Source organism: Agromyces cerinus (assembly GCF_016907835.1).
In the GTDB taxonomy this organism is placed as follows: domain Bacteria; phylum Actinomycetota; class Actinomycetes; order Actinomycetales; family Microbacteriaceae; genus Agromyces; species Agromyces nitratus.
In genome coordinates this window covers 2,558,383-2,571,375 of the sequence record NZ_JAFBCT010000001.1, presented here as the reverse complement: position 1 = coordinate 2,571,375, position 12,993 = coordinate 2,558,383, and the positions used below count along the sequence as shown (strand labels likewise).

Annotated in this window: 13 protein-coding genes; 7 read left to right on the top strand and 6 right to left on the bottom strand. The window is 69.6% G+C overall.

Annotated elements, in window-relative coordinates:
- Nucleotides 1–55: 55 nt before the first annotated feature.
- Complete coding sequence (locus JOE59_RS11985) at nucleotides 56–589, top strand: dihydrofolate reductase family protein (protein ID WP_275581164.1); 534 nt, start codon at nucleotides 56–58, stop codon at nucleotides 587–589.
- A 55-nt stretch (nucleotides 590–644) separates the two neighbouring features.
- Entirely contained in the window at nucleotides 645–1,541 is an 897-nt protein-coding gene (locus JOE59_RS11980) for a TerC family protein (RefSeq protein WP_204460752.1), read from the top strand.
- A 24-nt stretch (nucleotides 1,542–1,565) separates the two neighbouring features.
- Here the strand turns inward: JOE59_RS11980 and JOE59_RS11975 are convergent, their stop codons facing one another.
- Nucleotides 1,566–2,141, bottom strand: a complete 576-nt coding sequence (locus JOE59_RS11975; protein ID WP_204460749.1) for a dienelactone hydrolase family protein — start codon at nucleotides 2,139–2,141, stop codon at nucleotides 1,566–1,568.
- A 147-nt stretch (nucleotides 2,142–2,288) separates the two neighbouring features.
- Complete coding sequence (locus JOE59_RS11970; RefSeq protein WP_307837043.1) at nucleotides 2,289–4,532, bottom strand: glycoside hydrolase family 84 protein; 2,244 nt, start codon at nucleotides 4,530–4,532, stop codon at nucleotides 2,289–2,291.
- 253 nt (nucleotides 4,533–4,785) lie between these two features.
- On the opposite strand from JOE59_RS11970, the gene JOE59_RS11965 reads away from it, so the two are divergent.
- Nucleotides 4,786–6,027, top strand: a complete 1,242-nt coding sequence (locus JOE59_RS11965) for an ROK family transcriptional regulator (protein WP_307837042.1) — start codon at nucleotides 4,786–4,788, stop codon at nucleotides 6,025–6,027.
- A gap of 41 nt (nucleotides 6,028–6,068) precedes the next feature.
- On the opposite strand, the gene JOE59_RS11960 is transcribed toward JOE59_RS11965, so the two are convergent.
- Nucleotides 6,069–6,629: a DUF1697 domain-containing protein gene (locus tag JOE59_RS11960; RefSeq protein WP_204460744.1), complete on the bottom strand. Its 561-nt coding sequence runs from the start codon at nucleotides 6,627–6,629 to the stop codon at nucleotides 6,069–6,071.
- 107 nt (nucleotides 6,630–6,736) lie between these two features.
- On the opposite strand from JOE59_RS11960, the gene JOE59_RS11955 reads away from it, so the two are divergent.
- A complete protein-coding gene (locus JOE59_RS11955; protein WP_179552290.1) occupies nucleotides 6,737–7,087 on the top strand; it encodes a metallopeptidase family protein in 351 nt (116 codons plus the stop codon).
- A 54-nt stretch (nucleotides 7,088–7,141) separates the two neighbouring features.
- Here JOE59_RS11955 and JOE59_RS11950 read toward each other — a convergent pair whose 3' ends face one another.
- A complete protein-coding gene (locus JOE59_RS11950) occupies nucleotides 7,142–8,104 on the bottom strand; it encodes a GNAT family N-acetyltransferase (protein WP_204460742.1) in 963 nt (320 codons plus the stop codon).
- Between the two features lie 175 nt (nucleotides 8,105–8,279).
- On the opposite strand from JOE59_RS11950, the gene qcrB reads away from it, so the two are divergent.
- Both qcrB and JOE59_RS11940 read left to right on the top strand, forming a co-directional pair.
- Nucleotides 8,280–9,749, top strand: coding sequence for a cytochrome bc1 complex cytochrome b subunit (qcrB, locus tag JOE59_RS11945; protein WP_204460741.1), 1,470 nt, complete (start codon nucleotides 8,280–8,282; stop codon nucleotides 9,747–9,749).
- Between the two features lie 64 nt (nucleotides 9,750–9,813).
- Entirely contained in the window at nucleotides 9,814–10,992 is a 1,179-nt protein-coding gene (locus JOE59_RS11940; protein WP_204460740.1) for a N(5)-(carboxyethyl)ornithine synthase, read from the top strand.
- Between the two features lie 8 nt (nucleotides 10,993–11,000).
- Here the strand turns inward: JOE59_RS11940 and JOE59_RS11935 are convergent, their stop codons facing one another.
- Nucleotides 11,001–11,396, bottom strand: coding sequence for a hypothetical protein (locus JOE59_RS11935; protein WP_204460739.1), 396 nt, complete (start codon nucleotides 11,394–11,396; stop codon nucleotides 11,001–11,003).
- A gap of 156 nt (nucleotides 11,397–11,552) precedes the next feature.
- Here JOE59_RS11935 and JOE59_RS11930 point away from each other — a divergent pair, with 156 nt between their 5' ends.
- Nucleotides 11,553–12,371, top strand: coding sequence for an SGNH/GDSL hydrolase family protein (locus tag JOE59_RS11930; RefSeq protein WP_204460738.1), 819 nt, complete (start codon nucleotides 11,553–11,555; stop codon nucleotides 12,369–12,371).
- Nucleotides 12,372–12,392: 21 nt separating this feature from the next.
- Here JOE59_RS11930 and JOE59_RS11925 read toward each other — a convergent pair whose 3' ends face one another.
- Nucleotides 12,393–12,983: a hypothetical protein gene (locus JOE59_RS11925; RefSeq protein WP_204460736.1), complete on the bottom strand. Its 591-nt coding sequence runs from the start codon at nucleotides 12,981–12,983 to the stop codon at nucleotides 12,393–12,395.
- Between the last annotated feature and the right edge of the window lie 10 nt (nucleotides 12,984–12,993).

Below are 12,993 nucleotides of genomic sequence, written 5' to 3'. Positions count from 1 at the left end.
GCGGCACACGTCAAGCCCCGTGACATCCGGAGCCCGAAGGCGCAGTCTGGAATGCATGGGAACAGTGACGATCTCTTTCGAAATGACACTCGACGGGGCGTTCGACCAGATGGAGCAGTGGTTCGACGACAACGAACCCGACCTGGTGCGCCACTCCGACGAACTCGTCTTCGGCGCCGACGCGGTGCTGCTCGGCCGTGAGAGCTACGAGTTCTTCCGCGAGTACTGGCCGGCCCAGACCGATGAGCGCGGCTTCGCGGCGCACTACAACGCGCTGCCGAAGTTCGTGGCCTCGACGACGCTGACGGGCCCGCTCGACTGGAACTCGACGCTCATCGAGGGCGACGTGGCCGAGGCGGTGCGGAGCCTTCGCGACCAGTACGGCTCGATCATCTCGCACGGCTACGGGCAGCTGGCGGCGACCCTCATGGATGCCGGGCTGGTCGATGAGGTGCACGCGGGCATCCACCCGTTCATCGTCGGCAATGCCGAGGATCGACTGCGCACGCCGCACCCGGTCGGCCTGCGGCTGCTCGAGGTGCAGGGCTCCGAGTCGGGCACCATCTTCGCGAGGTACGCGCCGGCCTAGCGAAAACGGCGGCGAAAGCGGCATCCGCTCGCGACTGCGCCTCTAACATGAGCGGGTGGACTTCTCCTTCGCATTCACGCCGGATCTCATCGCCGTCTTCGTGACGCTGTTCGTGCTCGAGGTCGTGCTCGGCGTCGACAACGTCATCTTCATCTCGATCCTCGCGTCGAAGCTCCCGAAGGAGCAGCAGGCCCGCGCCCGCAACCTCGGCCTGACGCTCGCCATGGTCATTCGCGTGGTGCTCGTGTTCTTCGCCGGATGGATCATCACGCTGAAGGAAGACGTCGTCGTGTGGTTCGGCATGGGCTTCTCGATCAAGGACTTCATCCTGATCGCGGGTGGCCTGTTCCTCGTCTACAAGGCGGTCACCGAGATCCACCACAAGCTCGAGGGCGCCGAAGAGGAGCACGGCGGCGCGGCGCCGAAGCGCATCACCTTCAGTTCGGTGCTGCTGCAGATCCTCGCGCTCGACATCGTCTTCTCGCTCGACTCGGTCATCACGGCCGTCGGCATGACCGAGAACCTCGTGGTCATCGTCACCGTCGTCGTGCTCTCGTTCGGCATCATGCTCTTCGCGTCGCGCTTCATCTTCTCGTTCGTCAACCAGCACCCGACGGTGAAGATGCTCGCGCTGTCGTTCCTGCTGCTGATCGGCGTGTTCCTCATCGCCGAGGGCTTCGGCGTGCACATCGACAAGGCACTCATCTACGCGCCGATGGCGTTCGCCATCCTCGTCGAGGCGTTGAACCTCGTCGCCTCCGCGCGCAAGGCCAAGCGCGAGAAGCGCCGCCAAGAGGCCGTGCAGCTGCGGCCGCAGTACCCCGACGTCGACGAGTCGGTCGCGGTCGCCGCGGCGCTGTCGACGAGCGAGGGGCGCGGATCGGTGGGCCTGTCGAACCGCCCGGTCGAGGGCGAGTCGGATGCCGCGGAGGAGCGCGCCGGGCTCGGTTGAGCGCTGCCCGCGGCCGGGCGGGCGTCAGCCGACCCGTGCGAGGAACTCGAGCACGCGCTGTGTGAGCAGTGCGGCCGCGGCCGCGTCGTAGCTCGGCAGGCTGGAGTCGGCGAAGTAGTGCTGGTCGCCGGGGTAGAGGAAGAGGTCGGCGTCGTCGGCCGCCTCGACCAGCTCGCGGGCGGCGTCGACGTCGCCCTCGTCCATGAAGATCGGGTCGGCGTCGGCGCCGTGGATCTGCACGGGCACGCCGGCCGGCCAGGTGCCGAACTCCGAGACGGGCATGCACGAGTAGAAGAACAGCGCACCGCGCGCGCCGGCGCGGGTCTGGGCGAGCTTCTGGGCGGGCACGACCCCGAGTGAGAAGCCGCCGTAGACCAGCTCGTTCGGCAGGGCGGCTGCGGCGCGCTCGCCGCGCGCCATGATCTCGTCCCACCCGACCTCGCGGGCGTAGCCGACGCCCTCCTCGATCGTCGCGAACGTGCGCCCCTCGAAGAGGTCGGGCGTGTGCACCGTGTGACCGGCGGCGCGCAGTTCGTCGGCGAAGGCGTGCAGGCCCGCGGTGGGGCCGAGCGCGTGGTGGAAGAGCAGTACGTCTGACATCGTGATTCCCCGTTCGTCGAGCGATGTGGCGATTCCGAACGCGAAGTTACTCGCCCGGTACGACATTGTCGACGGGGCGCGAACGCGGGTGCCCTCCCGCTCGGTGCGAGCGGGAGGGCACCCGGTTCATGCAGTCGACGATCGAGGTCAGCTCGCCGCGTAGATGCCGAGCTCCCAGATCGAGTAGCCCCAGGTCGTCTTGCGGTCGACGCCCTGCATGCGCACGTACTGCACCGGCTCGCTCTCGTCGAAGGTGTAGACGTCGAGCGCGCAGGTCGAGTCGTCGACCGTGCGGATCGTCGTCCACGTCGTGCCGTCGTTCGACGTCTGCAGCTCGTAGGCGTTGGCGCAGGCCGACTCCCAGTTGACCGTGATGCCGCGCACGACCGTCGGTTCGCTGAGCTTCACCTGCACCCACGAGTCGTCGCTGTAGCCCGATGCCCAGCGCGTCGACGCCTTGTCGTCGTTGACGTTCTTGGCGCCGAACTGGGCGACCTCGGTGCTCGAGGCGGTCGCGGTGCCGCTCGGCGCGACGTTGACGACATCGCCCGCCTCCCACATGGCGAGGGTGAACCCGATGCGGCCGTGGAAGACGTCGAGCACGCCGTCGGCGATGCGCACCTTGGCCTTGCCCCACGCGTTGTCGGGCGGGTCGACGACGACCGCGGTGGCCTGCGCCGCCGTGGCCTTCGCCGAGGCGGCGAGGGCATCGGATGCCGCCTGGTCGCCGTCGATCCGTGCCTGCACGGCGTCGAGCAGCTCGACGGTCGACTGACCCCACAGCGCCGCCGCGTCGAGCCACGGGCCCGAGTCGGAGACGAACGCCGGGTCGGTGGTGCCGGTGCGGATCGCCTCGGGGGCGTCGGCGATGGACTGCGCGTAGGTGCGCAGCTCGGCGACGGCGCCGGTCTTGTCGCCGGCGCTCCAGCTCTCCCAGAACTCCGCGATGCGTGCGGTGAGCTCGGGAGCCTGCGGCTGCCACGGCGCACCGAAGCTCGGGGCGAGGTGGTTGAGGTCGGCGAAGACGCGGAGCGCAGCGGTCGTCGCGGCATCCCCGCTCGCAAGGTAGTCGAGCGCCCGCGACCAGTTGTGGCCGGCGTCGTACGCCTCGTCGTTCCAGGTGAAGTCGGCGACGCCGAAGATCGCGATCTTGCTGGCGGCGGCCTGGTTCATCGGGTTGGAGACGATGCCCGCGAGGTACTCGCCGAGGCCGGCCTCGCGCTTGTCGTACGGCGCCATGAGCAGTCGGCCGGCGGTGTTGCCGTAGTCGTTCACCGGGTAGTTGTCCCAGAGGAACGTCGGGCCGCCGAACACCGTCGCGGCCTTCTTGGCCTGGTCGACGGTCACCGACTGCGGGACGACTCCTTCGCCGGTCCACATGACGACGACGTCCTCGTCCATGGTGCGGAGTGCCGTCTTGTAGCCGGAGTCGGCCGTGTTCGAGTACTCGGTCGGCACCATCTGCAGCGGGTGCACGCCGTCGTGCGTCTCGACGAACTCCTTCTGCACGCGGTCGAGGAAGGTGGCCTGTGCGACGCCCGCGGTGCGCGCGCTCGGTGCACCGAACTTCGCGCGGTCGCCGTCGCAGTGCCAGCGACCGTAGTCGATGTCGTCGAGCGGGATGTTGAACGCGCGCACCCCGAGGTCGTACATCTGCTGCAGCTTGGTCGCGAGCGCCTGGTAGTCGGCGTCGCTCGAGTAGCAGACGCTGTTGCCGGGCGAGAGCGCGAAGGTGAACCGCACGTGGTTGGCGGTCGCCGTGTTCACGAGTTCGCCGAGCTCGGCGAGCTTGTCGGCGGGGTAGGGCTCGCGCCAGCGATCACGGTGGTAGGGGTCGTCCTTCGGCGCGTAGATGTAGGTGTTCGCCTTGACGTCGCCGTAGAACGCGAGCTGGTCGAGTCGCTCCTGGTGCGACCAGGGCTCACCGTAGAAGCCCTCGATCGTGCCGCGGAGCGGCATCGACGGGAAGTCGCTGATCGACGCGCCCGCGATGCGGTAGCCGCCGTCGTCCTTCGGCACGAACAGCTGGTCGAGGGTCTTGACGGCGTAGTACTGCCCGGCGGCGTCGACGCCGCCGAGTGCGACGGTGCCGAGCGGGCCGGCGGATGCATCGGCCAGGAGCGCGTAGCCCTCGGCGTGCGTCGGCGCCTCGGTGTCGCCGAGTGCGGCTTCGATGTCGGCGCGCGAGGTCGCACCGATCTTGATCGTGAGCGGGGCCCGGCCGGTGGCCTCGGCGCGTTCGTCGATGCGGTCGACGCCGTGCTCGCTCAGCGTCTCTCGCAGCTCGGCGAGCGCCGCGGCATCCGTGCCGTCGTCGACGACGATCTCGACTCGGGAGGGCACGTTGACGTCGGAGCCGGCGCGAGTCATCGACTGGGGCGTCGGGCTCACGGGCGGCAGCGGACCCGATGGCGGCGCTGCCGACGCCGAGAGCGGCGTGAGCATCCCCGCTATGGCGACGGCGGAGATTCCCACCGTGGCGAACGTCTTGCGAATTGTCTGCATTATTGCCTCCAACTGTCTCGACGACTCCGCGCCAACGTGCTGCCGTGATCCGGTCGGCATCACTTTGTTGACTGAGTAAACTAAGTAGTCCTGAACATATGTGATCCCAAGTCCGAGCGTCAAGGGGCAAGATGTCTTCGTGCAGGCACAGGCATCCGAGACCGCCGGCACACCCGAGGAGACGATGACCGTGAGCACCGCCGGCCTGCAGCGCAAGTCCGACCTGTTGCGCCGTTTCGCGCGCAGTGGCCAGTTCGAGGCGCAGACGGGCATCCGGCGCGAGCACCTGCTTCGCGCACTCGGCCTGATCGCTCGCGAGCCCGCACCGGTCACGCGGGCGGTCATCGCACGGCGCACCGGCCTCACCTCGGCGACGGCGTCGTCGCTCGTTGCCGAGCTCATCGCGCTGGGACTCGTCGTCGAGACCGGCCGAGCCGAGAGCACCGGCGGCAAGCGGGCGACCCGTCTCGAGATCGAGCGCGACGCCTATCTGGTCGTGGTCGCGGTGGTGCGCACGCGCGCCATCGACACCGCGCTCGTCGACCTCGCGGGCCGCACCGTCGCGAGCCGCCGACACGACGTCACCGGCGGCATGGAGGTCTCGACCGTCGTCGATGCGATTCGCGAGCTCACCGAGGGGTTCGAAGCGCGAGTGCTCGCCGCCTGCGTGCAGGTGCCGGGTGTCACCGCCGGGGGAGTCGTGGTCGACAGCGTGCAGCTCGGCTGGCGCGACGTGCCCCTCGCACGCATCCTCGAGGAAGTGATCGGCGCACCGGCATCCGTCGTGAACGACGTCGACGCAGAAGCGCTCACCGAGGCGGTCGATGCCGACGACGGGGCGATCCGGCTGGTCGTGCACCTCGGCGAGGGCGTCGGCGCCGCCATCACGAACGGCGGCTCGCTCATGTCGGGCGCCACCGGCCGGGCCGGCGAGATCGGGCACGTTCGCGTGATCTACGAGGGCGAACGCACCAAGTGCCGGTGCGGTCTCTCCGGATGCCTCGAGTCGGCGACCTCGATGAGCGCGATGCTCGGCGACTCGTACACCGACGAGCTCGACGACCACGACACGAGCCTGCTGGCGTCGACGGCAGAGGCGCGCGAGCGCATGGGCTTTGGTGCTCGGGCGCTCGCCCGGGCCCTGCGCATCAGCTCCGCGCTGCTCGATCCAGAGGAGATCGTCATCGCCGGCGCGGCGCCGGCGCTCGGCCCGCACTTCCTCGGCACGCTGCGCGACGAGTACGAGATGTACCCGGCCAAGGGCACGACCCCGGTGCCGATCCGCTACGGCCGCCCCGAACTCAGCGAGTACCTCGGGCCGGCGAGGTTCGCGCTCGCGCCGGTGCTGGGCGACGCGCTGCCGCTGACTCAGGCGCGCTGACTCAGGCGCGCTGACGTCGAGACGGAGCGCTCACCGCACGCCTACCCGCCAGGCTGCTCCTCGTCGAGCAGTTGCAGCAGCCGAGTGGCGGTTCGCCAGCTTCGCACCGTCATCTGCTGGAAGACGGGCATGGCCATCAGGCGGGTGATGCGCGTCTTGCCGGCAAGCGCCTTCACGCGTGAGAAGTAGATCGCGCCGGGCCCCGGTGCGATCGAGTCGACTCCGGCGCGAAGCTCGGGCATCTGGTCGAGCACCGCATCCACTGTGAGCGGCGACTTGACGAAGAACACCTCGCTGCGGAGCCGGTCGGACCCATGGTCGTCGGGCGCTGCGGCGATCGTCACGGCGAACTCGTCTCGTGAGCGCACCAGCGTCGGGATCGCGAAGCCGAAGCGCTGCTGCAGGGCGTGCTCGAGGTCGGCTTCGAGCTTCGCGTCGGTGCCGCGCGCGGCCGTGAACAGCACGTTGCCGCTCTGCAGGTGCGTGCGCGCCTCGCCGTAGCCGGCATCGCGGAAGCATTCGACGAGCGCCTGCATGTCGACCGGGTTCCTGCCGCCGACGTTGATGCCGCGCAGCAGTGCGACGTGGGTCGGTCTCTCCATACCGTGAGCATGCCACCTGCGGGCGACACCCACGCGGTTCGCTCGTGGCGCAGCGGGGGAATGCGTCAGGGGGCCCTGCCCGCCCGGCGAGCGAGCACAATGGGCACATGGTCGAGATCTCCGACGAGGACTTCGAACGCATGGTCGGCGACGTCTTCGACGCGCTGCCCGAAGAGATGGTGCGCGGGGTCGAGAACGTCGCGATCCTGATCGAGAATCAGCCCCTCGGCCAGCGGCCGCGACTGTTCGGCCTCTACAGCGGGCGACCGCTGAAGACGCGCGGGGTCTACGGCTTCGGCGAGCTGCCCGACCGCATCACGCTGTTCCAGAACAACATGCAGGCGCACAGCGCCGACCTCGAGTCGCTGCGGGCGCGCGTGCGCATCACGCTCGTGCACGAGATCGGCCACTACTTCGGGCTCGACGACGCGAAGCTCCAGGAGCTGGGCTGGGCGTAGGCGGCCGCCGACGCCCAGCCGAGCCCGTCGCGACGGCGGGCAGGCTGGGCGCGCTCAGCGCATGGGCGCCTCCCACGCGAGGTTGATGATGCGTTCGAAGGTGGCGTAGCCCGCCCGCGCGAAGGCCGCCGCCATCGGCACGTTGCCGACATCGGTCGAGGCGCGGATGTATGGCGCCCCGGCCTCGGCGAGCACGCGGGTGCCCTCGGCGAGGATGCCGTCGATGAGGCCCGCGCCGCGGTACTCGGGCAGCACGCCGACGTAGGCGATGATGTGGTGGTAGCTGTTGCGGGCCGGAATCACGAAGCCCACCGGCTCACCCGACTCGTCGGTCGCGACGCGCCACCACTCGCGGGGCGTCGTGTAGCGGGCGAACTCCTCGTCGAACTGGCGCTCGGCGACCTCGCGCGGCGTTGCGCCCTCGAGGTCGCCGCGGCTGTGGGCGTCGAGCGTGCCTGCGAGCACCCGCGTCGTGATCGTGATCATCTCCTCGTCGGAGGCGAAGTCGCGGAACGACAGGCGCGGGTCGGGCGACGGGATGCCGGAGGCCGGCGTCCACTCGAGTCGCAGGCGTTCGACGACGAACCGGGCGCCGGCCGCTTCGAGCAGCGCGATGCGCAGTTCGGTGGCCTGCAGCGAGTCAGTGTGCTCGCGCCAGTCGGCGGGAAGATAGCGGGCGATCTCGGGCGGGGTCGCGAGACCGTCGATCACCTCAGCCCGAGCGGCGAGGAGCAACGCCGCACCGACGGCGCGCTGCTCGTCGTCGGCGAGGGAGTCATCGATGTCGAAGATGTCGAACTGCATCGGCTCCGCGGCATCCGCTGTGCTCCAGAGGGCGAGTCGCCCGAGCAGGCGGCCGTCGCGCACCGCGAGCCACATCCATTCCGGTCGGCGCCGCCGCTGCTCGAGGTCGGCGGCGACCTCGTGGTTCAGCGCGTAGGGGAGCGTGTTGAAGAAGTCGACCTCGTCGGCGCCCGTGAGGTGCCGCAGTTCGAACGTGCTGGTGATCGGGTGCATGTGTCCTTCGGGGTTGGCGTCGTTGACCCCACCACGATAGCCATCGCCGCCGACCCGCCGCCGACCCCGACCGACCTGTCACAGATCGGGGCCCTGCCGTGTCGTATGTGTAGGAGGCACGAGAGGAGACGACGTGTCGGTTGCACGGAGACCACGCACGGATTTCACGGGGCGGATGTCGGAACGCCTGTCACGCACGGCCATCGGCAGGCGCGGCGCCGCCGAGATGCAGGAGCTGCGCCGCCGGGTCGTGCCCCTGCACTGGTCGAACCTGTTCGGGGCGGTCGCGCTCGCCTGCCTCGCGGTCATCACCGTCACCGGCGTGGTGCTGATGTTCCACTACACGCCGTCGGGCGACACGGTCGTGTACGAAGGGCCGTATCCGACGCTGCACGGCGCGCAGGTCTCCGAAGCGTTCGCGTCGACCATGCACGTCTCGTTCGAGGTGCCCGGTGGCCTGGCCCTCCGGCAGGCGCACCATTGGGCCGCGCTCCTGCTGCCGGCGGCGGTGCTCGCGCAACTCGTGGTCACGTTCTTCACCGGGGCGTTCCGCCGGCCGCGACGCGCGGGTTGGGTGCTCCTGTTCCTGACCTTCATCGCGGCGCTGGCGGGCGGATGGAGCGGCTACGCGCTGCCCGACGACATGCTCTCGGGCACGGGGCTGCGCATCGTCGAGGGCATCACGCTCGGCATTCCCGTGATCGGCACGTGGGCGAAGGACCTGCTGTTCGGCGGCCAGTTCCCGGGCGAGATCATCGAGCGGCTGTACCCGCTGCACCTCGTGGTCGTGCCCGCGATGCTCGCGCTCATCGTGGTGCGCGTCGCGCTGCTCTCACGGCACCAGCCGCCGCAGTTCGCCGGCCCGGGGCGCACCGACGCCAACGTCGTGGGTGTCCCGCTCCTGCCGATTGCCGCGGCCCGCGCGGGCGGCCTCTTCCTGATCGTCTCGGGCATGCTGATGCTGGTCGCCGCGACGGTCACGATCAACCCGATCTGGCTGTACGGCCCGGCCTCACCCGGCGACGCCGGCGCCGGCAGCCAGCCGGACTGGTACACGGGGTTCCTCGACGGCGCGCTCCGGCTCGTGCCTCCGGGCTGGGAGATCGTCGCGTTCGATCGCACCTGGACGCTCGCGTTGCTCGCACCGCTGGCGATGATCTCGGTCCTCCTCCTCGTCGTGGCGGTGTACCCGTTCATCGAGGAGCGGATCACGGGTGACCACCGCGACCACCACATCCTCGATCGTCCGCGCAACACCCCGACGAGAACCGGTGTCGGCGTCGCGGGCCTCGTGTTCTATGCCACGCTCTGGGCCGCAGGCAGCGCGGACGTCATGGCGGACGCCTTCAGCCTCACGATCGAGGGCGTGGTGCTCGCCCTGCAGATCACGCTGCTCATCGGACCCGCCATCGGCTTCACCGTCGCCCGCCGAGTGTGCCTCGGCCTGCAGCGCAAGGACCGCGACCTCGTGCTCCACGGGTTCGAGACCGGGCGCATCGTGCGCCTGCCCGGTGGCGAGTACATCGAGGTGCACGAGCCGCTGAACCCCTACGAACGCTGGCGGGTCTCGCTCACCGGGGTAGCCTCAGAGCAGGACGCCGGTTCGACAGACGGCGGCTCACCCGTTGGTTCGCATCTGCCATGAACGGATGCCGGTGAGCGAGCGCAGAGCCGACACCGGCCACAGCCCGCACAACTGGAGGCCCACCATGAGCACGCCCACCCCATCACTCCTCAAGCTCGGTGTGATGGTCACCTCGCGCAAGGTCGACGAGAGACGACTGCCGATACATCCCGCGCACTTCGAGCGGATCGACGCCGACCTGCGGTCGAACATGATGGTCGAGCGCGGCTACGGCGAGCGGTTCGGCATCTCCGACGAGCAGCTCGCTCCGCTGGTCGGCGCGATCGCATCCCGCGAGGCGATCATCGCGGAGGCCGACGTCATCACGCTGCCGAAACCCCTGGCATCCGACCTCGCCGAATTCCGTGACGGCCAGGTGCTCTGGGGCTGGCCGCACTGCGTGCAGGACCGGGACCTGACGCAGTACGCCATCGACAAGGGACTCACGCTCATCGCATGGGAGGCGATGAACCACTGGAAGGCCGACGGGGGGTTCGGGCTGCACGTCTTCCACAAGAACAACGAGATGGCGGGCTACTGCTCGGTGCTCCACGCGCTGCAACTGTGCGGCTCCACGGGCGACTACGGGCGGCGGCTCAGCGCGGTGGTGATCGGGTTCGGGGCGACTGCTCGCGGGGCGGTGACCGCGTTGAACGCCCACGGCATCCACGATGTGCGCGTGCTCACCAACCGCGACACCGCCGCCGTCGGGTCGCCGATCCCGTCGACCGACATCATCCACTTCGACCATGACCCCGACGCTCCGTATGCGAGCACGGTCCACATCGAACAGGGTCCGATCAGCGACCAGGGCCCGACCGCGCTCGCCCCCTTCCTCGCTGCGCACGACATCGTCGTCAACTGCACCCTGCAGGATCCGAACGCACCGCTCACCTACCTCCGAACTGAAGACGTCGGGGCCTTCCGTCCCGGCAGCCTCATCATCGACGTCTCGATCGACGCCGGCATGGGATTCGAGTGGGCGCGGCCGACGACGTTCGCCGAGCCGATGTTCACGGTCGGCGAATCGACCAACTACTACGCCGTCGACCACAGCCCGTCGTTCCTGTGGAACTCCGCCACCTGGGAGATCAGCGAAGCCCTGATGCCGTTCATCCGCACCGTGATGGAGGGCCCGGAGGCGTGGGCGTCGTCGGACGCCATCAGCCGCGCGATCGAGATCGAGGGCGGGCGCATCCGCAACGAGGCGATCCTGCAGTTCCAGGGGCGCTCGCCCGAGTACCCGTACCCGCCGCTCGCCTGAGCTCGTCGCTACATCATCGTCTGCAGCAGCTTCGTGGCCCGCTGGTTGTCGTCGGTCGCGAGCACGACGCGGTTCCTGGAGGCCACGTAGGCGAGCGAGATGTTGATGCCGGCATCGGCCAGTGCGCGCGCCATCCCGCCGAAGATGCCCGGTGTATCGATGTCGGGGTCGGGCAGTGCGGGGCTCACGATGACGTCGGTCTCGGCGTCGACCCTGATGCTGGCGCCCTCGAGCGCGACCCTGGCGCCGGCGACGTCTTCGACGAGGATGTGGACGGTGCCCCGACCGCCCTCCATGATCGCGCAGAGGCCCTCGATGTTGACACCCGCTCGCCCGAGCGCCTCGCCGAGGCGGGCCCCCTCGCCGGGCTGGTCCTCGAGGGTGATCAGCAGATCCTTCACCATGACGGCACCTCTTTCTCGGATGCCTCAGGTCTACGCCCGCGTCGGCGGCGCGTCAACGCCGATTCAGGCCGTCGCCGCGAGTGCGCGCACGGCGCGGCCAGGCCACCCCCGCACTGGAGACTGACGGAAACTCAGGTTTGGGTCTACGGTGTGCCCATGACGGCAGATCTCGCTCGCAAGCGCCGCGTTCGTGCGACCATCGTCGCGGCACTCATCGCCCTCGTGGCCATCCCCGTCGGGATCGCCGGTCCGGTCGCCGCGGCACCGGGCTCCTCATCTCCCGTCGACAAGTACGTGGCGCTCGGCGATTCCGTTGCAGCAGGTCAGGGTGGTGGCAGCTACCTCGACGCCTGCCTTCGCAGTCCGGCCGGATACCCGGCCCTGCTCGACGCCCAGCCCAAGCTGAACCTGTTGCGCAACGCGGCATGCACCGGGGCCACGATCACGGATGTCACGGCGAACCAGCTCTCACAGGTCAACCGCGGCACGACACTCGTGACCGTCACGGTGGGCGCGAACGGCGTTGACCTGCAAGGGCTCTACGCGGCGTGCGCGAGCGGCCAGACGCCCGTCGCCTGCGCTGAGGCAGTGAACGATGCGGCCAACTATCTCAACTCGGGCGAGGTGCCGGCGCAGCTCGGTGCCCTCATCGCCGGCATCGACGCGCGGTCACCGCGCGCGACGATCGTCGTCACCGGGTATCCGGTGCCGTTCGCACCGGGGCTCTCGCCGGTCGCCGACAACGTGAACCAGCTCGTCGAGCTGTTGAACACCCAACTGGCCCTGACCGCCCTCACCGCGGCACCCGCCGACGCAGAGGTCGTGTGGGCCCCGGTCGAGTTCGGAGCGCATCGCGTCGGCGGGGCGCCGCCGGCGTACCTCGGTGCCAACCCCGGCGACCCGGTCACGTTCCTCCACCCCACCCCGGATGGCTACGTCGTCTACCGTGACGCCGTGCTCGCGGCGATGGGGTGACCCGGGCAGCGTCGCACGCACTCAGGCTGGGTCGATCCGCAGCACGGGCGCCGATTCCCCGATGGTGAGATCGTCGACGACGCGAAGGCCGCGCGCGAGTTCGTCGACGGCTCCGATGACGGTGCCGAAGCGTTCGCGGTCGCTGCACACGGCCGTCACGCTCACGAAGTGCGTGCCGAGGTCCCACGTGTACGTGGCGAACGGCGGTCGGCCGCCCTCGGGCAGCGGCATCGCGAGCTTCTCGCCGAGGCCGAGGTAGTTGCCGCGGAACTCCTCGGTGTCGTCGTACTCGATCGGCATCGATGCCCGCGCCATCCGCAGCTGCGGTGTCGCTTCCTGCACCTGCGCCATCACGACGAGCAGTTCGGGCTCCGCCTTCCAGACCCATACGAGCACCCGGCCTGCAGCCTTGCGCATGAGGAACGGAACGGCCTGACTCATCGCCCAGGCGCTGAACCCGCCGCCCGCGCGGGTCGGCGCGGCGTCGGGTCCCTTGGCCTGCGAGAGCAGCATCCCGATCGCCGCCTTGCGGTGGCGGCGCCCGCGGAATCCGAGGGAGTCCGTGATGGGCACCCACTTGGAGAGGTCGGGCTCGGCATGAAGTCGGGGCACGCTCCCAGCC

Bases quoted from the DNA above. Each gene is read 5' to 3' on its own strand.
- JOE59_RS11985 (WP_275581164.1), top strand. From the start codon at position 56: ATGGGAACAGTGACGATCTCTTTCGAAATGACACTCGACGGGGCGTTC.
- JOE59_RS11975 (WP_204460749.1), bottom strand. From the start codon at position 2,141: ATGTCAGACGTACTGCTCTTCCACCACGCGCTCGGCCCCACCGCGGGC.
- JOE59_RS11960 (WP_204460744.1), bottom strand. From the start codon at position 6,629: ATGGAGAGACCGACCCACGTCGCACTGCTGCGCGGCATCAACGTCGGC.
- JOE59_RS11955 (WP_179552290.1), top strand. From the start codon at position 6,737: ATGGTCGAGATCTCCGACGAGGACTTCGAACGCATGGTCGGCGACGTC.
- JOE59_RS11950 (WP_204460742.1), bottom strand. From the start codon at position 8,104: ATGCACCCGATCACCAGCACGTTCGAACTGCGGCACCTCACGGGCGCC.
- qcrB (WP_204460741.1), top strand. From the start codon at position 8,280: ATGTCGGAACGCCTGTCACGCACGGCCATCGGCAGGCGCGGCGCCGCC.
- JOE59_RS11940 (WP_204460740.1), top strand. From the start codon at position 9,814: ATGAGCACGCCCACCCCATCACTCCTCAAGCTCGGTGTGATGGTCACC.
- JOE59_RS11935 (WP_204460739.1), bottom strand. From the start codon at position 11,396: ATGGTGAAGGATCTGCTGATCACCCTCGAGGACCAGCCCGGCGAGGGG.
- JOE59_RS11930 (WP_204460738.1), top strand. From the start codon at position 11,553: ATGACGGCAGATCTCGCTCGCAAGCGCCGCGTTCGTGCGACCATCGTC.